Origin of the sequence: Vreelandella lionensis, from assembly GCF_002087295.1 — a bacterium.
In the GTDB taxonomy this organism is placed as follows: Bacteria; Pseudomonadota; Gammaproteobacteria; order Pseudomonadales; family Halomonadaceae; genus Vreelandella; species Vreelandella lionensis.
This window is the reverse complement of sequence record NZ_MWVI01000010.1, coordinates 44,369-67,836: the sequence shown is the minus strand read 5'-3', so window position 1 is coordinate 67,836 and position 23,468 is coordinate 44,369. Positions and strand designations below refer to the sequence as shown.

Sequence of the window (23,468 nt, the reverse complement as noted above, 5' to 3'; positions counted from 1 at the left end):
AGCACCCGGGTTTTTCGGGGGGATTACCTGAGGGAGTCTATTCGTAAGGGGATGGAGACCCCCGTGGATGAATGCGATAAATAGCTGGACTGGTGACTTGGACGTTGGTTTACACCAAGCAAGCACATAAAGATGCACAGGTGATTTTACGGGGGGCCTATTCACGCCGCATCAATATTCAGCACCGTTTGGTCTACCAAGTGCTTGAGGACGAGCGAGTGGTGAAAGTTCTTAGACTCTGGAGCCACTACGAATAATGCATCACCAGCCGCTGTTGCAGCGCTGTTTTCCACCGCTTAGCGACTCCAAAATTGCCGCAAAGCTCAGGTTAAATCAGTAGTAATATCTGAGCTGAGCAATAAGCAAAGCGTCGTCCGTGACCTTGTAAACGATGCGGTGTTCTTCGTTGATTCGCCGAGACCAGTAACCCGCGAGGTTATGTTTAAGGGGTTCTGGCTTGCCGACTCCTTCAAATGGCGCTCGCTTGATTTCTTTGATTAGCTTGTTGATTCGGTTAAGAACCTTCTTATCGGTTTTCTGCCAGTACAAATAGTCCTCCCAGGCGTTCTCGGAAAAGATGAGCTTCATTCAAGAAGCTCCTTTTCCTGACCATCCCCTTGCTCCAACTCGGCAACGGATTCCAGTAAACGGCGGGCCTTCTTGGGTGTGCGCAGGAGGTATGCCGTCTCTTGTAGTGCTTCATAGTCTTCGAGAGAGATCATGACCACGGATTGCGCCTTATTGCGGTGATGATCATAGGAGAGTGGTCTTCACAAACCTGCTCCATGGTTTTTGCTAGGTTGGTTCTAGCGGCGGTGTAGCTGAGGCATCCATAAAGAGTATTCCTGTACTCGATGTTGTTTATGTACAGAATAGCGTACAGGGTGGGGTTTGCCAATTGGCTTCGCAGCGTTCGGTTTTCTCCACTTAAAAACAGCGGTTGAGCCGCTGATGCCCACGAATCGTATCCCACGCTAAGCCGTTGATAGGCGCTTGCTCACACCATCATTAAACCCTGCTTACGTATTGGTGGCGCGTAGGCGGCATCCATCTGTGCCAAATCCTCGTCATCAAGCCTGACCTTATCAGCATCAGCGTTCTGTTTGAGATGGTCCAGATTTACGGCTTTCGGAATCGCAATCACACCGGGGTGGCGCAGTGCCCAGGCAAGCGCGACTTGCGCGGGGGTGGCGCTGTGTTTGTCGGCGATGTGTTGCAGGGTGGCGTCACGAAGTAGCGCGCCGCCTTGCCCGATGGGGCAGTAGGCCATAAGCGGCATATGGTGCTGTGCTTGCCAGGGCAACAGGTCGTATTCAATGCCCCGTGCTTCGGGGTTGTAGAGCACCTGATTGGTGGCGCAAGCGGGCGCGTTTAGCTCTTCTAGGTCGTCAACGTCGAAGTTCGACACGCCCCAGCGCAGAATCTTGCCCTGCTCGCGCAGCCGCTCAAACGCTTCCACGGTTTCGCTCAGCGGGTACTGGCCGCGCCAGTGCAGCAGGTAGAGGTCAATCGTATCGGTGCCCAATCGGCGCAGGCTGCGCTCGCAGGCGGCTTGAACACCCTGGGTGCTGGCGTTGTGCGGGTAAACCTTGCTGACGAGATACACCTCATCGCGCCGCCCGCGAATGGCTTCGCCCACGATTTCTTCAGCTCCGCCTTCTGCATACATCTCGGCGGTATCGATCAGCGTCATGCCCAGGTCTATACCTTCACGCAGCGCCCTGATTTCAGCCTGCCGCTGCCCGGCATCCTCGCCCATATGCCAGGTGCCCTGGCCGATACGGGGTACGCTTACGCCGCCTAGCTCTATTGTCTGCATATCTCGCTCTCCTAGTGTCATTCGCTGCTGTGATGTGGTTCTGACTGCCCAAGGCCATCGCCGTTCATGCTCCCATCGTAGACGATCCGTGCCTCGACATTTTTCTATTTTGTCTCTTCAGGGATACGCTGCTATAGTCTATTGAAATAACAGGCGTTAGAGATACCATGCCGGAAATTGATGCGTTGCTAGGCCTTTCTTTTTGCTTGTATTTTTTTGATAACAAGCAACATAAGCTACCCCACCTTCATGTGAAGTATGGTAGCTACGAGCTAATCATTGCGATTGAAACGGGAGAATGTCTAGAGGGCTATCTGCCTAACAAGCAGCGTAAGAGAGCGGAGAGCCATATTTTCGAGCACCGTGAACAGTTGATGATGATGTGGCACAAAGCAGTGAATGGCGAAAACCCAGGTAAGTTAGGTGACGTATGCTAAAAATCGTGGATGTTGATGTCATTTCAGATCATGCCCTGGCGCTAACGTTCAGCGATGGTTACCAGGGCCACGCGGATTTGGCAGCTTACTTCAGTAAGCCTCCTTTTTCTGAGGTCAAAGACTTCAAGCGTTTTTCCTTAACTCCGGAAGGCTCCCTCAATTGGAGCGGCAATGAGCTTTCTGCGGCAACACTGCGTACCATTACCAAAGGTGAGCAAAAGCCTGCAGACGTTTTTTTTAACGTTCAAGAAATGGAAGCCGTGATTAAGCAGGCTTCCTGGGAGTCAATGAAAGAGGGTCGCCCTGATATTTTGCAAGCCGCTATTCGCTCTTATGTGGAGCAATTTGGTCATAGCCAAGTGATCGCGAAAGCAGGTATCAAAAGTTGCACCAGCGCTTTCCGTTCATTAAAACCTGAAACCAAGCCTAATTTCGGTACGCTTGTGCAGTTAGGGCACGCCGTCATTGAGCTAGCGAAAGACCGTGCTGCAAGTATCAACGAACCTTCCATTTAAGCTGGGTTCTGCGCTTACTCACTGAAGGTACTCGCACCTAGCTATTGAACCAGAGGAACCCAAATGGCCGAGTATACCGCTTCCATTCAGTGGGCCCGTGGGGCTGATGAAGCCTTTCTAGATCAGCGCTATAGCCGTGGGCACGAGTGGGTGTTTGATGGCGGCGTTCGCGTGCCTGCGTCGTCATCGCCTCATGTGGTCCCGTTGCCTTATTCGGTCGAGGCCAACGTCGACCCGGAAGAGGCGTTTGTGGCTTCGCTCTCCAGTTGCCATATGCTGTTTTTCCTCGCCATTGCCGCCCAGCAGGGCTTGGTAGTGGAAAGCTACGTGGATAACGCGGTGGGGGTGATGGAGAAGGGCAGCGATGGGAAGATCGCCATGACCCAAGTCACGCTGCGGCCAAAGGCGGTGTTTGCAGGGGAGCCGCCCTCTATTGAGGCGCTTGAGCAGATTCATCATGCTGCCCATGAAAAGTGCTTTATCGCTAACTCTGTTAAGACCGATGTGGTGACCGAGATTCAGTTTTAATTTCGCACCTTATCTTACTGAGCTTGCCTGCTAAACTCAGCACGGACGCTTTCCCCTAACTGCTTAGGAATATCTACAATGATCTACCGCCACCCACGCTGGATGCGTGCTGCGCTGTCGGCTTGCCTGTTGTTTGCCTCGTCTTCTGTCATGGCGCAGGAGGATCGCATTACCGCCGAGCTTGAGCGCATCGAGCAAACCTTGGATGCGCGTATTGGCTTTGCCGCCCACAATTTAGCCACGGGCCAGCGCTGGGAAGTGAATGCGGATGAGCGCTTTGCCATGTCTAGCACCTTTAAAACCCTGGCCTGTGGCGCGCTGCTGGAGCAGGTGGATGAGGGGCAACTGGCGCTGGAAACCGAGGTCAGTTTTGAAGAGTCCGATTTGGTCACCTACTCGCCGGTCACCGAGCAGTACGCGGGCCATCGGCCGATGACGCTGTTCGAGCTGTGCGATGCCACCATGACCACCAGCGATAACACCGCCGCCAACCTAGTGCTGCAAGCGCTAGGCGGACCGGAAGCGGTGACGGCGTTTGCGCGCAGCATGGATGACCCCGTTACCCGCCTAGACCGCTTCGAAACCGAGTTAAACGAAGCCACGCCAGGGGATGAGCGGGATACCACCACACCCAACGCCATGCTGGCTACGTTAGAAAAGCTGGTGCTTGGGGATGTGTTATCAGATGAGTCTCGTCAGCAGTTAGAGGCATGGATGAAGGGGAACGCGGTGGCCGATGGCCTGTTTCGTGCTGCGATGCCGTTTGATTGGGTAATGGCAGACAGAACCGGTGCGGGTGGTTACGGCTCGCGCTCGATTACCGCGATTATTTGGCCACCGGAGCAGCCACCCACCGTCGTGGTGTTTTATATCACCGAAACCGAGGCATCGTTTAAGGAGCGTAATGCGGCCATTGCGTCTTTAGGCGAAGTGGTTCAAGACGTCTTAGCGGATAACTAATAAAAAACGGGTGGCGAATAGGCCACCCGTTTTTTATATCTGTTTTTCTTTAGAACCACCGAAATGGTAGCGCTGTTAAACTCTATCTTAAACACAGCTGCTCATACTTATGGCTGCGTTATTACAATACGCCCGTATGCTCCACGACCACCATGACACCAATCCCAATCAGCACCACGCCGCCTATCAGTTCCGCCCAGTGGCCTACGTATTTACCAAACTTATGACCAAGCAGTGTACCCAGCGATGCCATCACGGTGGTGGCAAGGCCAATAGCAAGGCTGGTGGTGATGATGTTCACATCAATAAATGCCAAGCTGGCGCCCACGGCCATGGCGTCCAGGCTGGTGGCGGTGGCCGTCAGTACCAGCAGCCACAGCGTTTGTTTGCGGTGCTCTACTTTTTCTTCTTTTTTCAGCCCTTCATACATCATATGCAGGCCAATGATGGTCAGTAGAACAAATGCAACCCAATGATCCCAGGCTTCTACGTACTGCTGAGAAGCCTTGCCTGCTACCCAGCCGAGTACAGGCGTCATCGCTTCAATAATGCCGAATACCAAGCCAATACCGACCGCATGGCGGAAGCGGGGTTTGGTGAGTTCCGCGCCTTTACTGATGGAAGCTGCAAAGGCATCCGCCGACATGGAAACCGCTAAAAATAGTAGGGCAACAGGTGTCATGACACATGTACTCTTTGGTAATACATTTGCGCACAGCGACTGCGTCAGCATGCGTTACACCGCATACCTGAGCGCAAAAGTGGGGGATTCAATAGCGGTGAATCTTATCAGCTTTTAATCATTGAACAAGGCAAGGAGTGAAAAATAAAGTTTGTAATAGCGAACTAATATAGCCTTGGCTAACAATGTGTCTGTTAGCTGATTTTGTTGGCCTTTTCATCTTTTTTTGTTTTTTTAAGGTAAGTGGGTGAGATATAGGGTTATTAAATATAAGAGGCGGAAATTAGCAGGTGTTTAACAGTTAAGAGAGTGCTTTTTTACGGTAGATTAAAAGTTATAAATATAGGGCAAAGCGCCTATTTATTTGTTTTTGGGAGGCTGTGCTTTTTGTAATAACGCGATCACTTCGTCATCGTTGGTTTGGGTGAAGTCCTGATAATACGCGCCAACGGCATTAAAATAGTCGGGGGTCATCAGGCAGAGGTAGTCATCTACTTCGGCGGCCAGCTCGGTTAATGAAGATTCCGGGGCGACGGGCACCGCTAGGGTAATACTGGTGGCGCCCGCTTGGCGGAATGCTCTGGCGGCTGCCTTGGCCGTTCCACCAGTGGCAATACCGGCATCTATCAGTAACACTCGGCGGCCGCTAACGTTAACCGGTGGGCGCTGGCCGATATACGCGTGGCGGCGACGGGTGATCTCATCCAGCTGCCGCTGAATTTCTGCTTCAAGGTAGCGTTCGGAAGGTTGAAATATATCTACCATTTGCGGTGTTAGCACTACCTGCGGCGGGTCGCCATCAACAACAGCGCCAAGCCCAAACTCAGGCTGCCCAGGGGCGCCAATTTTGCGCACAATAACCACATCAAGCGGGAGCTTTAGCCGGGTGGCTACCTCGTAGGCCACAGGCACTCCACCGCGGGGAAGTGCCAGTACGACATCGTAGTGCGTACTGGTGAGTGCTTGGGCAAGCCGACGACCCGCATCGCGTCGATCTTTAAACAGTGCTCTATAGGCGACCATGAGTTGCTCCTAAACGCCAAACGGATAGGTATCCGGTACGCCATGGGGCCTTTCACTGGGCAGCGGCGTGATGGGGGTGGTCTCGTCAAACCACACGTAGGCATCAAACTGCTCTGCTAGCGAGGCCTTGAAGTAGTGGCTGTAGTACTCGCTTTCAGGACGATAGATAACACCAATAGCGCGTTCTAAGCGCGTTGGGGTTAAGCGGTCGCGAGCATCTGTGTGGTGAGAATGCCGTAGATCAATTAAGGCGCGTGGCAGCCGCGTTTCATGGAAGATGCGTTCAAAGGAGTCGGTACGTGATGGCACCACCTGTTTGATCTGCATGGGTGAATCCCAGTTATCGGCGGCGGCGACGTACCCGGTATGCGTCCCAAAACCGATGAGCACTGCTTGATCCCCATAAGCGGTGCGACATAGCTCGCCGATATTGAATTGCCCCTGCCAACCCATCTCCGTAGCAGAGGCATTACCAATATGGGAGTTGTGCGCCCAAACTACTACCTTGGCATCAGGGCCTTTGGCCTGGATAAGCTGTTGCAGCGTATTGAACATATGCCGGTCACGCAGGTTCCAGGATTGGGTGGAGCCACGATACATCAGCCGGTAGTACTGTTCCGCCGCTCTCACCACACGGGCGTTCTGGGTCGCATTGAAATAGGCCTCGCCGTTCTCTTTGGCCATGTACTCAAGCCGGTGGTCCAGTAGCGTTTGAAGTTGCGCCACCACTGCCTCTTCGCAAGCGTCTCGCTCGCCACGTAAGACGGCGTGTCCGTACAGAGCGGGTTCACTATGCCAGGGCGTTAAGCAGCCATAACGTTGGCGGGCAAGATTGGCGGCATCGGGGTCGATTCGGCCTAGATAATCCAGCACGGCAACCATGGAGGCACGCAGTGAGTAAATATCCAGGCCGCGAAAGCTGGTGCGCTGTTCAAAGGGCAGGCTGGCATTATGTTGGCGCAGCCACTCGGTAAAGATTTCAACTTCAGTGTTGTGCCACATCCAGGCGGGGAATCGAGTGAACGCCTGCCGCTTTTCGCCTACTACCGGGCGGTGCCTAACGTGGCGGTCAATATGCGCAGCGTCGGGCCAGTCCGCTTCAACGGCTACAATATTAAATCCGTGATGTTTGATAAGCCGTTGGGTAATTGCCGCCCGCGCTCGATAGAATTCGGAGGTTCCGTGGGACGCCTCGCCCAGCAATACCATCTTGGCCTCGCCGAAACGGTCAAATTGAGCGCCGAAGGCTTCTTCTTCCAGCGTGGGAAGAGGCTCGCAAGCGTTAGCAATCGCCTGTGCGGTTTGCCGAGCAGAAGGGAGGGAAGCTACTGTCGAGTGATCCATAGGAATCTCCCGGAGCGCAGTGAGGCGTGTGAAATTTACTATAGTCAGGAAACATCGCCTTATCCAAGCTTATCTTGGCTGGTCGGCCAAGCAGCATCAGGTCCCTTGCAACATGGGCTGGGTTAGTGCGGAGTTTTGCAATGATCGACTTTCCGGTGTAGCCACCACACGTCCACACCGAATGAGTAGACAAGGCTCATCAGGGCGCTCAACGCCAGCAAACCGGCGAGAAAAGACGAGGTTAGTGGTGTTAATGCTAATAGTAGCGCGACCACCTGCCACACGCAGACGGCTTTACGACGAAAGCTCTCGTTCAGCGGTTCATTCAGCCAGGGGAAGGGCAGGCTAGCGGCAACAAACAGGTAGCGCATACCGCCAATCAGCAGTACCCAGAGCCCGAGTGATTCTTCCACAATCAGCCCGATACAGAGCAGTGTGATCAGCAGGGCGTCCAGCTCCATATCAAACCGGGCGCCAAACGGGGAGTGGCTGCGTGTTCGCCGAGCTATCCAACCATCCACCCCATCCAGCAACAGGGCAATGACTGCCACGCCCAGCCATAGCCAGATCGCCTGAATAAACGCTTCGCCAACCAGCGCTCCTGCCACTAGCGAAATTAGCACGGAGCGGCCCAGGGTGACTCGGTTGGCCCAGCCCAGCGGCCCGTGGGGCCAAAACGCCAGTACCAGCAGGCTAATCAGCGCATAGAAAGCACCCGCCACCCACCAGTTCGACGCGCTGGCCATGAGCGGGGTGAGCAGCGTACCAAGCCCAATCAGTAGCAGTGCGCCTAGCAGAAGCTCAACGCCACTGCAGAGGCGTTTAGGGAACGAATAGCTAGAGGAATTAGACGCATGGGGCATGGTGGCTCACGAAGCGGGGTAACCACCCGCAGTTGAAATTAATGATGCAATTATTTAACTATGTACCATTCTTGTATAGGTGTGTAAGGTTGTCTATGCAACGAGCGTCTCTTTTTAATTCATGTTGAAGGCTGGCAAGTGTTAATAGACCAATGCCTTTTCTACGCTAAGCTATAGGTGTGCCATTGAAAAGTCGCCAAATCTTAGCAACGCTAAGATCTACGGATGGAAACAGCGCTTCAACGATAAGGAAATGTCATGTCGGCGCCTGATATGGCTATGGCTTTTTGGGTAACGCGCCCAGGCCATGGCGAATTGCGGCACGAAACGCTGCCTGCCTTGGGTGAAAGTGATGTTCGTGTTCGCGCCCTTTATAGCGGCGTTAGTCGTGGTACCGAGTCGCTGGTGTTTAATGCCCGCGTGCCGGAAAGCGAAACGAAGCGTAGGCGTGCGCCTTTTCAGGCGGGCGATTTTCCTACCCCGGTGAAGTACGGCTACTGCAGTGTGGGACGTGTAACCCACGGCCTTTGCGAGCTTGTCGATAAAACTGTTTTTTGCCTTTACCCCCACCAAGATCACTACATCGTACCTGCCGCTATGGTGGTGCCGATCCCAGAGAGCGTGCCTGCCCATCGTGCGGTATTGGCGGCCAATATGGAAACCGCCCTGAACGGCGTATGGGATGCCAACCCCATGCTGGGCGAGCGGGTGTGTGTGATGGGCGCTGGTGTTGTTGGCGCGCTGGTCGCTTATTTATGCGCGCGAATCCCTGGGGTAGAGGTGCAGCTGATTGATGTTAACCCCGAGCGCGAAGCGCTTGCCCGCGCCTTAGGTGTGCCTTTTGCCCTGCCTGAGCAGGCACCTACGGATCAAGACTGCGTGATTCACGCCAGTGGCCACCCGGATGGCCTACGCCATGCCATGAGTTTAGTGGGCAACGAGGGCCGCATAATTGAAATGAGCTGGTTTGGCCAGGGTGAAGTCTCTCTGCCGTTAGGCGGGGCATTTCACTCCCAGCGCTTAACCCTGCGTGCCAGCCAGGTGGGTCAGCTGCCTGCCAAGCTGCAGCCCCGCTGGAACTACCGCCGCCGCCTGGAAGTAGCGCTGCGCCTACTCGCCGACCCAGCGTTAGAGGCACTCATTAGTAGCGAAAGCGACTTTGCTGATTTCCCCGCGCTGGCGCCAGCGCTGTTTGGTAAACACAGCACTGCACTTTGTCACCGAATTTGTTATCCCTAACGTAGTAAGTACTTACATTTCGATAGGAGTTGCCATGTACCGTTTATGCGTTCGCGCCCACTTTATGATTGCCCATAGCTTTAAAGGCGAGATTTTCGGGCCTGCACAGCGCACCCACGGCGCGACTTACGTGGTGGATGTGGTATTTCAGCGCCCAAGAGCTGGACCAAGACGGGCTGGTAATTGATATCGGTCTGGCCAGCGAAACTGTCAAAGAGGTGCTGGCGGATTACAACTACCGCAACCTGGATGAGGTAAGCGAGTTTACCGGCCAGAACACCACCACCGAATTTATGGCGAAGGTGATCTTCGACCAGCTAGCCGCGGCCATCAAGGCGGGCAGAATGGGCGAGACTGCGAAAGGCCTTACCCAAATGGCAATCAAGCTGCATGAATCCCATGTGGCCTGGGCAAGCTATGAAGGGGCGTTATGAGCCAGCGCTATACCTTATTGGTCGCCGGTGACCCGAACCAGCGCACCGGCGGCTATATCTACGATGCCCAGATCGTCACCGCGCTGTGTGAGCAGGGGCTTGAGGTAGACGTGAGAGGGTTAGATGGCCGCTTTCCCGATGCCGATGACACCGCCAGCCAAGCGCTGAATAAGGCGCTGGATGCGCTGGTCGATGGCGAGCGGGTGATTATCGATGGCCTTGCCATGGGCGCGTTACCGGAAGTTGTGGCCCGCCATGCGGACCGGCTGGATGTCACGTCGCTGCTGCACCACCCGCTGGGGGACGAGCAGGGGCTTTCCAGTGAAGAGCAGCAGCATTTGCACCGCTGCGAGCTAACCGGGTTAGCCTCAGTGGCTCGGGTTATCGTCACCAGCCGCTTCACCGCCCGCCGTTTAAGCGAACTGGCGAACGACTACTCGCTGCCGGTTACTGCGCCCATTACCGTCGTCGAGCCCGGTGTTGCCCAGGCACCGATGAGCCCGGCGCCTAACGAGGGCGAGCCTATCCGCCTGCTGTGCGTGGCAACGCTAACCCCGCGCAAAGGCCAGGATGTGCTGGTCAAGGCGTTAGCGCAGGTGGAGAGTAGCCAGTGGCAGTGTGACTGCTATGGCGGTGCCCGTGATGCGGAGTTCAGCGCCAAGGTGCAGCAACTGATTGATGAGCATCAGCTCGCCGAGCGCGTCGCCCTGCATGGCGGATGCGATTCCCCTACCCTTGAAGCTGCTTACCAGAACGCTCATGCGCTGGTGTTGCCCTCTTGGTATGAAGGGTACGGCATGGTGGTCACCGAAGCCTTGGCCCACGGCCTGCCGGTGATTACCACCACCGGTGGCGCGCTGCGCGATACCCTGCCGGAAGGTGCGGGTATTAGCGTTGCCCCGGGCGATGTTGAGGCGTTAAGTGCCGCGATTGCCAATTTCTGCACCAACGAGGCGCTGCGCACGGAGCTGCGTGCCGGTGTGGCGGTGGCCCGTGGTGAGCTAAACGACTGGCAAGCGGCGGGCGTCGAGTTTGCCAAAGCATTGAACGACGAAAGCTCGACCGAACTCTCGGCGGGCAGCCAGTTTGCCGCCAGCTGGCTTTCACTACGTGAAGCGGTGGATAGCCACGCCCGTAGTGAAGGGCTGGTTAGCCGCCTAAACGATTGGCTAGCGGCCCGTTCTGCGCCTGCCGCATTGGCCGATCTAGGCTGCGGGCGGGGCAGCAATATGCAGTTTTTAGCGCCACGGCTCTCTAGCGCTCAACGCTGGGCGCTGTTTGATCACGATGCCGCCTTGTTGCAAGAGGCGCGAGCACGGGCGCGACCACTGCACGATGCCGCGGGGCAGCCGCTGAAAGTGGAAACCCACTGCGCCTCGTTGTCCAATCTCGACCATCCGGCGTTAAAAGACGTGGATGTCGTGAGCGCCTCGGCGCTGTTGGATCTGGTCTCCCAACAGTGGATAGACGCGCTGGCCGCGCAGTGTGCAAAGCGTCCGCAGGCGCTGATGGTGAGCTTAAGCGTCACCGGCGAGTGGTACTTTGTAGACGCCGAGCAGCAGCCCATCGACGACCCGGAAGACCGCTTTGTGCTGGGCCTGTTTAACGCCCACCAGCAGCGGGATAAAGGCTTGGGCGAGGCGCTTGGCGGCGCTGCCCACGGTGCGTTGGTGAACGCGTTGCAGCAGCACGGTTACATGGTAGAGGAGGCGCCTTCACCTTGGCAGCTTGTGGCGGGCAGCCATGAGCAGCAGCCGTTGGTTAGCTCGCTGATAAACGGTTGGGCAGAGGCGGCTACTGAGCAGGCCCCTGAAGCTGCCACCCGTATTGCCGATGGCGCACTGCACGCCTGGATGCCGTGGAGCGCGGGCAAGCGGGTGTTTGGGTAGGCCATTACGATCTGCTGGCGTTACCAGCGGCGAAGGGCTAGCCCATGCCTGCGTGGCGTTTTCTGCGGCAGCCGTGGGTGCAGCGCGGCTTAATCAGCCTTGCGCTGCTGGCGGTGGTGGCCTTATGGGTAAAACCAGCGGCCATTCTGGCGGAGGTGAAGCGTCTAGCCCCGGTATGGGTGGTAGCGGCGCTTGCCATCAGTGTGCTGCAGGTAGCGCTCAGCGCTTGGCGCTGGAAGCTCACCGCTGGTTTGGTGGATGTCCCGCTACGCTTTAGCTATGCCCTGCGCGAATACTACCTAGCGCTGCTGGTCAACCAGCTACTGCCGGGGGGCGTATTGGGAGATGCAGGGCGCGCCCACCGTCACGCTCGTCAGGCAGCTTCCAAAGGCAGCGCTTGGCGTGCGGTGGTGATTGAGCGAGCGTCCGGGCAAATGGCGGTGGCGCTACTCACGCTAGCGGCGCTGTTTACGTCGCCACTCTGGCATGCTGCGCTAGGCGTGCCCCTACTACTCACGCTGGCTGCCAGCTTTGTGGCTGTGCTGTTGGCGCTGGTGGCGCTAGGTGAGTGGTTGCGTCGTGGGCATGGAGTCACGCTACCCGCCTGGTGCAATGCGCTGGGCCGAGATATTCGCCGGGGGCTGTTGCAGCGGGGCGTATGGCCGCTGCAGTTAGCCTCCTCGCTGACGATTGTGCTCAGCTATGGCCTAGTGATGGTGTGCGCCGCCCGGGCCATTGGCAGCGAGATGCCTGCCCTTGAGGTGCTGGCGCTAGCACCAGTGCTGCTGTTAGCCATGCTGGTGCCGCTCTCGATTGCGGGGTGGGGGCTGCGCGAAGGCGCCGCTGCCGGTATTTGGGTGCTGGTGGGGTTACCCGCCGCCCAGGGGGTCGCCATCTCGCTGGCGTATGGCGTGCTGGTACTGCTCTCTAGCTTACCGGGCATTTGGGTGGCGCTAGGTAAACGTGCCCGCGCCACGCCTGGGCGCGGTCCCGCGTTTTCTGGGCCACCATCGTCGGGTGGTTTAGAAAGCCCGCAGCTCCACATCGAACAGCGTGTCGTCGCCGCACCGGAACGAGCGCATCGTAGGGCGCAGCGCGCTCTCCAGGGTCTCGATGGGCGTCATTTGCAGGCCCGGCCTGCCGGAGCCAATCAGCAGCGGTGCCACCATCAGGTGCAGGCGGTCTACGCTGTTAGCCTCAATAAATTGGGAAATAGTGATACCGCCGCCTTCCACCAGTACACGCTTCAGCCCGCGCGCTGCCAGCAGGGCAATCACATCGGCGGGGCTGAACTGCCCGCTAGCGTTCAGGGGCAGTACGCAGTGCTCAGCGCTGCTGGCCAAAGGCGCGACCTCTGGCCCGGTAAGGTGCAGCGTTTTCACGTCGCCGTTGGTGAACAGCGCGATATCGCTGGGCACGCGACCACGCGGGTCGAGCACCACGCGGGTCGGGTGGCAGCCGCTCACATGGCGCACGGTGAGCTGGGGGTTATCGGCGGCGGCGGTGCCTGCACCCACTATCACCGCGTCGGCCAAGGCACGCAGCCGATGCAGGTGTACCAAGCTTTCCGCGCCGTTGATGTAGTGGGAATGGCCGCTTTCCGTGGCGATTCGCCCATCAAGGCTCTGCCCCAGCTGGGCGACGACCCAGGTGGGGCGGGTCGCCAGCGGCGTCAGGCAGTCCAACAGCGCCTGGGCCTGGGGCGTTACCGCCTGCGGCGAGTGCCACTGGCCATCGCTGGCAAGGGATATACCGGTAGCACCGGACGCGCCTGCACACTGGGCTGTCAGCCACGCCCACGCCGTATCACTATCGATGGGGGAGTATTGCTGGGGGCTACGGGAGTCGGGCATGACGCCTCCACACTGAAAATAACCACAGATCATGCGGGGCTGTGCGGCCCAACGCAAGCGACCTTTGCCCACATCACTAGGCAACCTGGAGGCCTACATGTATCACATTGAACGCGCTATTTTCGATATTCGCCGTGGTTTGCCGGTGGTTATTAACAGCGGTGAGCAGCGCCTTCTGGTGCAAGCGTTGGAAGGCAGCCGCTCGGTAGATGCCCTGGCACGCCTCTCCGGTGCGCGCCCCACGCTGGTACTCACGCGCCACCGCCTGGAGGCCATGGGCATGTCGCTCACCGCCGAGGCCGCCTGCCTGCCACTACCAGAGCATGTGAGTGAACACGAGCTAAACCAGCTAGCGGTAGCAAATGCAGCCACTAAGCCTAGCGCGCTACTCAGCGGCTTGAAGCCCGCCGGGGCGGCAGAGCGTAGTGCGGTAGCGCTAATGCGACGGGCGCTACTGATTCCGGCAGCGCTGACTGCGGTGGTCAGCGAACGGGCACAGGAGGAGGTGGCCGAGCAAATTGCCCAAGGGCGGCTGTTGGAAGTGAAGGCTGAAGAGGCGCTGGCGTGTTTGGCTGGCGCGCCGGGCATGCTGAAACGGGTGAGCGAGGCTAATATTCCGCTTGAGGATGCCCCCAATAGCCGCTTTGTGCTGTTCCGTGAACCGGATGGCCTACGCGAGCACGTTGCCGTGGTGATCGGTGAACTCGATAGCCTGGAAGGCCCCGTGCCGCTGCGTATGCACTCCGCCTGCTTAACCGGCGACCTGTTTGGCAGCCTGCGCTGTGACTGCGGCGAACAGCTGCGTAATGCCGTGGCCGATATCAGGCGATGGGGGGCGGTGTACTGCTCTACCTTGCCCAAGAGGGGCGGGGAATTGGCTTAGCCAATAAGCTGCGTGCCTATACGCTGCAGGATAGCGGCCTGGATACGGTGGATGCCGACCAGGTACTGGGCTTTGGCGACGACGAACGCCAGTACGCGGTGGCGGTGGACATGCTGAACGCTCTGAGTATTGATCAGGTACAGCTACTCACCAACAACCCGCTGAAAATGGCCGCGTTGCGCGAAGGCGGTATTGAGGTGGTATCCCGCCAGGCGCTGTATGGCAGCGTGACCGACCATAACCATCGCTACCTGAGCGCCAAAGCCAACCGGGCGGGCCACTTTTTGGATGAAGTGCTAGAAAGCCGCAGTCGCTAACGTTTACCTGCGGCCGCTGATGGCTCCAGCGGCGGCAGCTTGGCCGTTTCTGCTACCACCTGGGCAAGTTGTGCAGCATAGTGGTGAACAAGCCGTTTACCGAGGGCGGCGTTGGCTTGGCTAGCATCCCCCGCTACGCCGTGGTGGCTTAAATCTTCCCCTAGCCAAGCGAAAGCAGCGCTGCCTTCCGGGCTTACCAAAGCGCCCTCCGGTGGTGTGGCGGGGGCGGCGGGGGTATAGCCTTCAAACGTCACCAGTTGCGGCGCTAAGTGCTGCAGCATGGAAGTTTCCAGCAGCCCGCCGTGCAGCCCGTAGCGCAGCTCATCGGCGTTCATCGCGCCTGCCAAGGGGGGCAGCCGCGTGTAGGTCGCTTTGACCACGCGCATGTGGCAGCGCCGCCGAAGCGTGAGCGCAGCTAAATCCATCACCGATTTATTCCCCCCGTGGCTATTAATCAGCATGAGCTTGTGAATCCCTGCACGGGCAATGCTCTCGCCGTAGGCTTCCAATGTAGCGATCGGCAGCGGCGCGGGCAGGCTCAGCGTGCCGGCAAAACTGGCATGCTCATCGCTGGCACCCACCGCGATAGCGGGCAGACACACAACATCCACGCTAGCGTCCTGCTTCTCTAACTGTTTGAGCATCGCCGCCTGCAAGCCCTCGCCGATGATTAGGTCGGTGCCTAGCGGCAGATGAGTGCCATGCTGTTCAATGGCCCCTAGGGTAATCACCGCCACCGGGTCGCGCTGGGCAAGGGTGCGTAGTTGGGGGGCGGTCAGGTGCTGCCAGTGATAAACCATGACAATCTCGCTAGCTGAGTGGGTTGTTCAGTAAGTGGCTAGTGGTTGGCGAGTGGCGCCGCCAGCAGCGGGTGGTCGCTGCGGCAGGCGTAGATATCGCCTGACGCGAGATTCCCTGCGCCTTCAGCAAGCCATGCTGCCATGGCATTCGGCGTTTGCCACGTAGCAAACCGGAACTGGCGCTGCTCTCCGGCAATGGCGTTAAAGCGGTAGTCGCCTAGCCGGTTTATCTGTGCTAGGCAGGCGTGGCTGACCTCCAGCATTCCGGCGACAAATTCAACCGAGAGCGCGGCCACCGGATGGCTAAGCCCCTGCAGCACCTCGGCTTCAAACCCTTCTACGTCGATTTTGATAAAGCGTGGTTCGCCAAAGCGCTCAATCAAGGCATCCAGGGTGGTCATCTCCACCCGCAGGGTTTGCTCCCAGCGCACCCGTTGAAAACCGGGGTTTCGCTCGCCCACTAGGCTACGCCACTCGGTTGCTAGGGTGGAGAGGGTCGGGTTGCCCACACTAATGGCAATATCCGCATAGCCTGGCTCGGGGCCAACGGCCATCGGCAGCAGTGAGATATGCGGGCTTTTTAAAAGCCGTTGGAACCATTTGGCGAGCGCTGGTTGAGGCTCTAAGGCTATTACCTGGGCGCCCAGCGCTTGAAAGGCCGCGCTGCGGTCGCCTAGGTGAGCACCAATATCAAATGCAATATCGCCCTTGCTAAAAAGGGCTGGTAGAGCCGCTGTAAACTTCGCTGACGCCCAGGCCGCCAGTAAATAAACAGCGAGCGGGCTAGCCCAGCTGGCGCTGCGCAGCTGCTGTAGCGTCGAAGAGGGCATTAGTGAGGCTCCTTAGCGCGGGGGGCAGGCGGCTCATGGGGGGCTTTGGCGGGCTTAAGCAGTTGGCAAGGCATCTCCCCCAGCAGTTCCGCTGGTGGCATGACCAGCATAGCAGAGGGCGTCTGCGTTAATATTTGAGGGCTACGCGCCATTAGATTCGCAAAATCCTGTAAAAGCACCGGTTTCAAACTAATGCTGGGGGTATGTAACAGGCCAAAACGGTGGCTGATGACGCCGCCCCAGGTGCCACTGCTGGAGTATTTAACCAGCGGCGCGGCGGCCACTAGCCCGAGCCAGGCGGGCGTTAGCCAGCCAAACGCGGAGGGTGAAAAAAGCACCATGGTTCCTGCCCATAGCACACCGCATAGGGTCATCCACCCCGTATGCCGCCAGGTTTCTCGCCAGCTTAACGAGCGTTCGCCCCGGTGTTGGGTTTGCCAGTCGATGGCGCGGCCGATCAACACGTTAATAATAAATAGGCTATGCCACGCCATCATCAACGGGGCAATTAAGGCGGCAAACACCATTTCCAATAGTGTGCTGACCACCAGTTTAAAGCGTCCGCCAAAGGCGTGGGGACATTGGCAGAAGATTAACAGTAAGCCCAGCAGCTTAGGCGCAATCAGCATCCCCAAGGTGGTACTTAGTAGCCACAGGGAGAGCGCCTGGGGCAGCAGTGGTTCGGCTGCGTCGTCAATGGCGTGGTAGCCCACCATCAAGCTGGGACACAGTAAAAGTCCAAGCCATACCAGTGATGAAAGATAGGCAAAGGCGCCAAAAAAGAAGTGCAGGCGGCTGATAGGGTGGAAGCCCACGCCAGCTAGCAGGCGTAAGTGTTGTAAGTTGCCTTGCAGCCAGCGGCGGTCGCGTTTGGCAAAGTCGAGCAGGTTGCTGGGCATGGCTTCAAAACTGTTACGCGAGGCGCTGGCATGGGGGTTGCGCCGCGACATGGCCGCCGTGGCGGAGGTGTCCAGCAGTACCTGCCAGCCGCCGCGGTTAAGTAGCGCGGCTTCCACAAAATCGTGGCTTAGCAGTTCGCCTCCCAGCGGTGGGTTGCCCGGCAGCGTAGGTAGCCCCGCGTGGGCCATAAAGGCGCGGGTGCGAATAATCGCATTGTGCCCCCAGTAGTTAGCAGCATCGCCCTGCCAGAAACTTTGGCCCGCTGCCAGCATGGGGCTATAGAGTGCCGAGGCGAGCTGGGTAAAACGGCCAAACAGCGTGCGTTGCCCCACGGGAATGGGCACGGTTTGAATGAGCCCCACGGTGGGGTAGCGCTGCATTTGATGCACCATGTGCAGCAGCGTGTCACCGCTCATCAGGCTGTCAGCATCCAGCACTACCATATAGTCGTAGCGGCGCCCCCAGCGCCGACAAAAATCGGCAATATTGCCCGCTTTACGTCCGTGGTTATTGGGGCGGCGGCGGTAGTGGATCGCGAGCTGGCCTGCCATGCGCTGCTGCAGCGCGGCCACGTGGGCAGCTTCTTCTTCAGCGTGGGCAGCATCCTGAGTATCGCTGAGGATAAAAACTTCAAAATGCTGACGCATAACGTTGGCGGTGTCGTCACCTTGAGGAGTGGGCTGCTGTAGTAGCGAGGGGCAAGTGGCCTCTAGGCCAGCAATGGTAGGAATGGGCGGCTCGGCGTAAATAGGCATGACCAGCGCCGTACGGCTGACCAAGCGGCTGGTAGTGGGGCGCTCGGCGGTTAAGCGTTTAAGGCTTAACGGATCTAGGCGCAGCGCGCAGATCACAAAGCCGCAAATGGCTCCCCAAAACGCCAGCGCAATCCAGCTAAACGTCAGCCCGAACAGCGTAAGCATGGTGATTTGCCAGCCTAGCGCTAAGTTGCTGACGACTTGAGCCATCGCTAGACAGCCGGCGATGCTGGAGCCAATGACCAGCGTGGCGAGCAGGGCCCGGCGGGCGTTGAGCCATGGAATAGACGGCGTGAACGTGGGTGCATTACGCATCGGGATACCACACATAGTTCCAGGTTTCTGTGACCGGCTCACCGTCATGCATCAGACGCAGGCGGGTATCGTTGGGCTGACTGCTGGGCGGTAGTCTGAACGTGGCCCGTCTTCCGTTATCGGGCAGCACTTTTACCTGGGGCAGCAGCGCTTCGCCATTGAGCACGCTGATATCCAGCGCTAATTTGGCCTCTGGGGCGAGGTTATCCAATTCGCCTCCGGCAAAATCGACCGCAAACTGGCGCTGGTTCGCTGAGGAGGAATTCGTTTCACCCGGCACGGCGGCGGTGCCTTGACGGGTGCGAATCACCTGCCCAAGGGTGTGCTCTTCGGGCTGTTCGTTAAGGGTGTAGGTGCGGTAGTGCAGGTGCTGGGATTCACCGGCACTTAGCGTGTCGTCGGATACCCAGCAGGCCACGATGGTGTCGTTGGTTTCATCTGGCGTGGGGATTTCCACTAGCTCCACGCGGCCCTGGCCCCAGGCTTCCAGCGGCTCTACCCACTGGCTGGGGCGGCGGTGGTAGTTGGCTTCCAGGTCAAGGTAGCGGTCGAAGTCGCGCTCTCGCTGCATCAGGCCAAACCCCTGGGGCGCATCGTCGGCAAAGCTTGAGACCCTCACCGCTGTGGGGTTTCTCAGCGGCCGCCAAATCCATTCGCCGCTACCGGTATGCATTAACAGGCCGTCCGAGTCATGCACCTGGGGGCGGAAGTCGTCTGGCCGCTGGGCCGAGGCTTCGCCATAGGTGAACATGCTGGTGAGCGGCGCAATGCCTACTTTCTCCACATCGCTGCGGGCAAAAATTTCGGCTTCCACCTCGGCTTCGGTTTGTTCGCCGGGGGTGAGGGTAAAGCGGTAGGCACCGCTGAGCGACGGGCTATCCATCAGTGCCATCAGCGTGACACTCTCGGTGTCGTTGTCAGGTGTGACCAGCCAAAATTCACGAAAGGCAGGAAACTCTTCGCCTTGGGAGGAGGCCGTGTTGATCGCCAGCCCACGGGTGGATAACCCGTAGGCCTGATGCTGACCAACCAAACGAAAGTAGCTGGCGCCTAAAAACACCGCGAACTCATCGGCGTAGTCGGAGTTGTTAATTGGGTAGTGGAGCCTAAACCCGGCGTGGCCGCTGCCGCTTAAATCATGCTCAAGCAGAGTGCTTGCCTCGCCGTCGTAACGAAAGTCATCGGCGGTGAAGTCGAGCGGTGTTTCCTTGCCTGCTTCTACCAAGTTCAGCGTCACCGGTGTTTGGAATAGAAACCCGCTATCAAATAGCTGCAGGCTAAAAGGGCTTTCATCGCGCCAGTAGGCGCGCTCTGGGTTAAAGCGTATTTTCCGGTAACCGTCGTAATTTAACGCCTGCAGGGCTTCAGGCAGATTTGCCTCGGGCGCTTGATAGGGGGAAGCAGCTAACTGTTTGGCACGTTCTAGTACCTGTTGAAATACAGCATCTTCGCTGGCTGAAGCAGGAAGGGCGAGTAACCAACCTAATGACAACATCCATTTTGCAGCAGTACGACAACCCATGGGCGAGTTCCTTTCGTTACCAATAAGAGAGTTAACAACACGTCATTGTGTGAAATATTTGAACAAAAACTATACGCTTAACAAGTTAGGTTAAAAAATGGCAATTTAAACGCAGCGAGGCGCGTGTGCCGCTTGCCGGTTATGCCGCTGATATTCTGTTCACCGCTAGTAGTCCATGAGGTCTCAATGCTCCGTATTCTATTAACGGCCAGCGCGCTTAACCTGCTGCTTATCCTTCCCTTATGGTGGCGTTCTGGCACGCTGGGCTCGCCACTGATCGCTTGGGAAGCATGGGTTATAGCCCCAGCCATACTGCTGTTACCTCCGGGTTTTTGGCGGCGTGTGGTAGGGGTGGGCGTGGTAAGCATCATGGCACTGGCAACGGCAGCAAATCTCGGTGAAGCTGCGACTTACACTGCCTTTGGAAGGCCGCTTAACCTCTACCTGGATGTACCGCTGGTGCGCTCTATTTACCACTTACTTGTAGGTAATGTAGGCCAACTCGCAGCGGTTTGCCGGATGCTGTTTGGCGGCGTGCTGCTGCTTATGCTGCTTTGGGGACTGTTGCGATTGCTGCTGCCCGCCACTCACTTGAGGCTCGGCCGCTGGTCGGGGAAATTGGCGCTTGCAGTACTAGGGCTGGCGATGTGTTTAGCCTTGTTAGAGTTCCACGGTAGCCGCTTGGTTCCCAATACACCGCCTCCCATGGTGAATACCGCACGTTTTCAGTGGGAGCAGGTGGTGGAAACCCATCGCGCTCGGCAAGCCTTTACTGAACAGCTGGAAGAAAATCCGCTGGCGGTTCAGGCGCTGCCTGGGTTGGCGGGGCGTAACGTGCTGCTGACGTTTATTGAATCTTATGGTGTCTCTGCGCTCAACGACCCGCGCTATAACCGAACGCTGCTGCTGACTTTGGAAGATATTAATCGCCGATTAGCAGAAAACGACCTGCACGTGGTGTCGGGGCTGGTGGAATCCCCCATACGCGGTGGGCAGTCGTGGCTGGCCCATGCCACCACGCTTAGCGGACGCTGGATCGCCAATCAGCTGTGGTACCGGCTGATGCTGGATAGCGGCCACTCGACGTTGATTGATGACTTTCGTGCGACCGGCCAGCGCACGCTGAGCGTGATGCCTGCGATTACTCTGGCATGGCCCGAAGGCCGCGCTTATGGCTTTGACGAGATCGCAGCTGCCAAGGATATTCCCTACGCGGGGCCGCCGCTTAACTGGGTGACCATGCCGGATCAATTTACGCTGGACTACACCCAGCGAGAGCTACTGGGTAATTCACCGCTGTTTGCGCAGCTAGCGCTGATCTCCAGCCATGCGCCCTGGACGCCGGTGTTACCAGTATTGGAGAACTGGTCGCTGGTAGGCGACGGCAGTATCTATGCGCCCTGGGAGAACGCAGGCGACCCACCCGAGGTGATCTGGCGAGATTTGGAGCGCATCCGTGACCATTACGCGTGGTCGGTGGACTACTCTGTTAGCGTGACAGGGCGCTGGGCTGAGCGCGTGGCCGATGAGCAGACGCTGTTGATTGTGCTGGGTGACCACCAGCCCGCACCGCTGATTACCGGCGAGGATGCCAGCGCCGCCGTGCCGGTGCACATTATCAGCGGCGACCCGGCGCTACTGGCAAAGTTTAAACAGCGCGGCTTTGTGGATGGCATGTTGCCCCCTCTGGCTCGCCCGCAGGATGCGCCGCGTATGAGCCAGCTGCGCCACTGGCTGCAGCAGGACTTTGGCCCTTCAGCACCATCACCAAGGACGACACCATGATTCAACCGGTTATTCTGAGCGGTGGCAGCGGCACCCGGCTTTGGCCGCTTTCCCGCGAGCAGATGCCCAAACAGTTTTTACGTTTAACCGGCGCGCAGAGTTTGCTTCAGCAGACCCTCGCACGGCTGGAGGGGTTTGCGACGCTACCACCCATGCTGATGGGCCACCACTCGCACCGGTTCTTAATGGCCGAGCAACTTCGCGAAGTTCAGCAAGAGGGCCAGATTGTACTAGAGCCAGCAGGGCGCAATACCGCCCCGGCGATTGCCTGCGCGGCACTGCTGGCAAGGCAATCGGGCGAAGACCCGCTGCTGCTGGTGTTACCTGCAGACCACGTGATAGGCGATGCGCTAGCGTTTACCGATAGCGTGCAGCGTGCTGAACCGCTCGCGGAGCAGGGCTATTTGGTCACCTTTGGCGTGGTGCCGACGCACCCAGAAACCGGCTACGGCTACATTGCCTGTGGCAATGCGCTGGGGGCAGGGCACCATCTGGAGGCGTTCATCGAAAAACCCGCGCTAGAGCGCGCCAAAGCATTGCTTGAGCAGGGCGATACGCTCTGGAATAGCGGCATGTTCTTGCTGCGCGCCTCCCGCTATTTGGCGGAACTTGAACGGCTTCAGCCAGACATGCTGGCCGCCTGCCAAGAAGCCGTAGCCCGCGCCCACCGTGACTTGGATTTTCTGCGCTTGGACGAGCAGGCGTTCCAGCGCTGCCCCAGCGAATCGATCGATTACGCGGTCATGGAGCACTGCTTCCCAAGCGGCCGTGGTGCCTTTGGATGCCCAATGGAGCGATATAGGCAGCTTCGATGCGCTGATGGCGACCCATACGCCTGATGCAGCGGGCAATGTGGTCACCGGGGATGGGGTGTTGAGCGATACTCAGCGCTCGTTAGTGGTAGCGAACCACCGATTGGTGGCCACACTTGGCGTGGAAGACCTGATCGTGGTGGAAACGTCGGACAGTGTACTGGTGGCCCATCGCGACAAGGTGCAGGGCGTTAAGCAGCTTGTCGCGGCGCTGACCCAGGCCGGGCGCAGCGAGCCGCATACCTCGCCGCAGGTCCATCGCCCTTGGGGCAGCTTTCAAGCCATGGACAGCGGCGAGCGCTACCAAGTGAAGCATATTACCGTGCGCCCTGGGGCGCGGCTTTCGCTGCAGCGCCACCACCACCGTGCCGAGCACTGGGTGGTGGTCAGCGGCACGGCTAAGGTGACGGTGGGTGAACGCACGTTTTTGGTCAGCGAGAACCAGTCCACTTACATCCCCATTGGCGCGCTGCACCGTTTGGAGAACCCGGGCAAAATCCCGCTGGAGCTGATCGAAGTGCAGTCTGGTAGCTACCTGGGCGAGGATGATATCGAGCGGTTGGATGACGTGTACGCTCGCCACAGCGACGAGTAATTGAGCGCACTTACCAGAGCCAGCTACCGGGCCGTGCCGGTGGCTGGCCTTTACGCACCGCCACCCAACCGATAATGCAGCGCACGCCTAGCCATACCACCAGCAGCGGCCAGAGCAGCGTACCGATAAAGATCAGGCTCAGGGTAAACGTGACGATAAAGTAGAGGCTGCCGATCCAGAACGTGCGGATGAGGTAGCGGTAGTGGGCCTGTAGCCAAGGCGCTGCTTCTTTGCGATAGACATAGGCGATAATCACACCGATCAATAGCGTGACATTAGCCGTGACTAGCCCTGCTAAATAGAGGGCATAAATAATTTGCGTGGGACGCGTATCCTGTTTGGAGAGGTACTGCTCAGTCATGCCCATC

20 protein-coding genes and 5 pseudogenes are annotated in these 23,468 nt (G+C 58.1%); 12 read left to right on the top strand and 13 right to left on the bottom strand.

Annotated elements, in window-relative coordinates; translation table 11 throughout:
* Positions 1–146 precede the first annotated feature (146 nt).
* A pseudogene (locus tag B4967_RS01245) lies at positions 147–257 on the top strand (type II toxin-antitoxin system YoeB family toxin); the annotation flags it as partial.
* A gap of 76 nt (positions 258–333) precedes the next feature.
* Here B4967_RS01245 and B4967_RS01240 read toward each other — a convergent pair.
* The 3 genes from B4967_RS01240 to B4967_RS01230 form a co-directional block, all read right to left on the bottom strand.
* Positions 334–588 carry a Txe/YoeB family addiction module toxin gene (locus B4967_RS01240; protein ID WP_083023111.1) on the bottom strand — a complete coding sequence of 85 codons (255 nt, stop codon included), beginning with the start codon at positions 586–588 and terminating at the stop codon, positions 334–336.
* Positions 585–722, bottom strand: coding sequence for a type II toxin-antitoxin system Phd/YefM family antitoxin (locus B4967_RS01235; protein ID WP_243470266.1), 138 nt, complete (start codon positions 720–722; stop codon positions 585–587). The genes B4967_RS01240 and B4967_RS01235 overlap by 4 nt, the downstream gene beginning before the upstream one ends.
* 275 nt (positions 723–997) lie before the next feature.
* The gene (locus B4967_RS01230) at positions 998–1,819 is read right to left on the bottom strand and encodes an aldo/keto reductase (protein ID WP_083023110.1); all 822 of its coding nucleotides are present in this window, start codon (positions 1,817–1,819) and stop codon (positions 998–1,000) included.
* A gap of 167 nt (positions 1,820–1,986) precedes the next feature.
* Between B4967_RS01230 and dhiT the strand changes: the two genes are divergently transcribed.
* From dhiT to bla, 4 genes are all read left to right on the top strand, one after another.
* The gene (gene dhiT, locus B4967_RS01225) at positions 1,987–2,256 is read left to right on the top strand and encodes a type II toxin-antitoxin system toxin DhiT (protein WP_083023108.1); all 270 of its coding nucleotides are present in this window, start codon (positions 1,987–1,989) and stop codon (positions 2,254–2,256) included.
* Positions 2,250–2,771, top strand: a complete 522-nt coding sequence (gene dhiA, locus B4967_RS01220) for a type II toxin-antitoxin system antitoxin DhiA (protein ID WP_083023107.1) — start codon at positions 2,250–2,252, stop codon at positions 2,769–2,771. The genes dhiT and dhiA overlap by 7 nt, the downstream gene beginning before the upstream one ends.
* Before the next feature lie 63 nt (positions 2,772–2,834).
* A complete protein-coding gene (locus tag B4967_RS01215) occupies positions 2,835–3,299 on the top strand; it encodes an OsmC family protein (protein ID WP_083023105.1) in 465 nt (154 codons plus the stop codon).
* A 78-nt stretch (positions 3,300–3,377) separates the two neighbouring features.
* Positions 3,378–4,259, top strand: coding sequence for a class A beta-lactamase (gene bla, locus B4967_RS01210; RefSeq protein ID WP_083023103.1), 882 nt, complete (start codon positions 3,378–3,380; stop codon positions 4,257–4,259).
* A gap of 121 nt (positions 4,260–4,380) precedes the next feature.
* Here the strand turns inward: bla and B4967_RS01205 are convergent, their stop codons facing one another.
* The 4 genes from B4967_RS01205 to B4967_RS01190 all read right to left on the bottom strand — a co-directional run bounded on the left by B4967_RS01205 (position 4,381) and on the right by B4967_RS01190 (position 8,171).
* Positions 4,381–4,941 carry a manganese efflux pump MntP gene (locus B4967_RS01205; protein WP_083023102.1) on the bottom strand — a complete coding sequence of 187 codons (561 nt, stop codon included), beginning with the start codon at positions 4,939–4,941 and terminating at the stop codon, positions 4,381–4,383.
* Between the two features lie 360 nt (positions 4,942–5,301).
* The gene (locus B4967_RS01200) at positions 5,302–5,964 is read right to left on the bottom strand and encodes a phosphoribosyltransferase (protein WP_083023100.1); all 663 of its coding nucleotides are present in this window, start codon (positions 5,962–5,964) and stop codon (positions 5,302–5,304) included.
* Between the two features lie 9 nt (positions 5,965–5,973).
* Positions 5,974–7,308, bottom strand: coding sequence for an erythromycin esterase family protein (locus B4967_RS01195; RefSeq protein ID WP_083023098.1), 1,335 nt, complete (start codon positions 7,306–7,308; stop codon positions 5,974–5,976).
* Positions 7,309–7,430: 122 nt separating this feature from the next.
* Positions 7,431–8,171, bottom strand: coding sequence for a CDP-alcohol phosphatidyltransferase family protein (locus B4967_RS01190; protein ID WP_083023096.1), 741 nt, complete (start codon positions 8,169–8,171; stop codon positions 7,431–7,433).
* A gap of 258 nt (positions 8,172–8,429) precedes the next feature.
* Here B4967_RS01190 and B4967_RS01185 point away from each other — a divergent pair, with 258 nt between their 5' ends.
* From B4967_RS01185 to B4967_RS18570, 4 genes and pseudogenes are all read left to right on the top strand, one after another.
* A complete protein-coding gene (locus tag B4967_RS01185) occupies positions 8,430–9,410 on the top strand; it encodes a zinc-dependent alcohol dehydrogenase (protein ID WP_083023094.1) in 981 nt (326 codons plus the stop codon).
* Positions 9,411–9,444: 34 nt separating this feature from the next.
* Positions 9,445–9,844, top strand: a pseudogene (locus B4967_RS01180) (6-pyruvoyl trahydropterin synthase family protein).
* Positions 9,841–11,733 (top strand): glycosyltransferase, encoded by a 1,893-nt coding sequence (locus tag B4967_RS01175; RefSeq protein ID WP_243470263.1) that lies wholly within the window; start codon positions 9,841–9,843, stop codon positions 11,731–11,733. The pseudogene B4967_RS01180 and the gene B4967_RS01175 overlap by 4 nt, the downstream one beginning before the upstream one ends.
* Positions 11,734–11,777: 44 nt before the next feature.
* Positions 11,778–12,647, top strand: a pseudogene (locus tag B4967_RS18570) (lysylphosphatidylglycerol synthase transmembrane domain-containing protein); the annotation flags it as partial.
* Positions 12,648–12,755: 108 nt separating this feature from the next.
* Here the strand turns inward: B4967_RS18570 and B4967_RS18565 are convergent.
* Positions 12,756–13,586, bottom strand: a complete 831-nt coding sequence (locus tag B4967_RS18565; protein ID WP_083023120.1) for a RibD family protein — start codon at positions 13,584–13,586, stop codon at positions 12,756–12,758.
* 97 nt (positions 13,587–13,683) lie between these two features.
* Between B4967_RS18565 and ribA the strand changes: the two are divergent.
* A pseudogene (gene ribA / locus B4967_RS01160) lies at positions 13,684–14,786 on the top strand (GTP cyclohydrolase II RibA).
* Here the strand turns inward: ribA and B4967_RS01155 are convergent.
* The 4 genes from B4967_RS01155 to B4967_RS01140 are packed head-to-tail and all read right to left on the bottom strand — an operon-like array spanning position 14,783 to position 19,908.
* Complete coding sequence (locus B4967_RS01155) at positions 14,783–15,586, bottom strand: creatininase family protein (protein ID WP_083023093.1); 804 nt, start codon at positions 15,584–15,586, stop codon at positions 14,783–14,785. The pseudogene ribA and the gene B4967_RS01155 overlap by 4 nt on opposite strands.
* A gap of 38 nt (positions 15,587–15,624) precedes the next feature.
* Positions 15,625–16,416 carry an FkbM family methyltransferase gene (locus B4967_RS01150; protein ID WP_243470260.1) on the bottom strand — a complete coding sequence of 264 codons (792 nt, stop codon included), beginning with the start codon at positions 16,414–16,416 and terminating at the stop codon, positions 15,625–15,627.
* A complete protein-coding gene (gene mdoH / locus B4967_RS01145) occupies positions 16,416–18,386 on the bottom strand; it encodes a glucans biosynthesis glucosyltransferase MdoH (RefSeq protein ID WP_083023091.1) in 1,971 nt (656 codons plus the stop codon). The genes B4967_RS01150 and mdoH overlap by 1 nt, the downstream gene beginning before the upstream one ends.
* A complete protein-coding gene (locus B4967_RS01140; RefSeq protein WP_083023090.1) occupies positions 18,379–19,908 on the bottom strand; it encodes an OpgD/OpgG family glucan biosynthesis protein in 1,530 nt (509 codons plus the stop codon). The genes mdoH and B4967_RS01140 overlap by 8 nt, the downstream gene beginning before the upstream one ends.
* 186 nt (positions 19,909–20,094) lie before the next feature.
* Between B4967_RS01140 and B4967_RS01135 the strand changes: the two genes are divergently transcribed.
* Both B4967_RS01135 and B4967_RS01130 read left to right on the top strand, forming a co-directional pair.
* Positions 20,095–21,693, top strand: coding sequence for an alkaline phosphatase family protein (locus B4967_RS01135; protein ID WP_083023088.1), 1,599 nt, complete (start codon positions 20,095–20,097; stop codon positions 21,691–21,693).
* A pseudogene (locus B4967_RS01130) lies at positions 21,690–23,100 on the top strand (mannose-1-phosphate guanylyltransferase/mannose-6-phosphate isomerase). Before B4967_RS01135 ends, B4967_RS01130 begins: the two are co-directional and overlap by 4 nt.
* 10 nt (positions 23,101–23,110) lie before the next feature.
* Here B4967_RS01130 and B4967_RS01125 read toward each other — a convergent pair.
* On the bottom strand, positions 23,111–23,461 hold the full coding sequence (locus B4967_RS01125; RefSeq protein WP_083023086.1) for a DUF4870 family protein: 351 nt from the start codon (positions 23,459–23,461) through the stop codon (positions 23,111–23,113).
* Positions 23,462–23,468 lie beyond the last annotated feature (7 nt).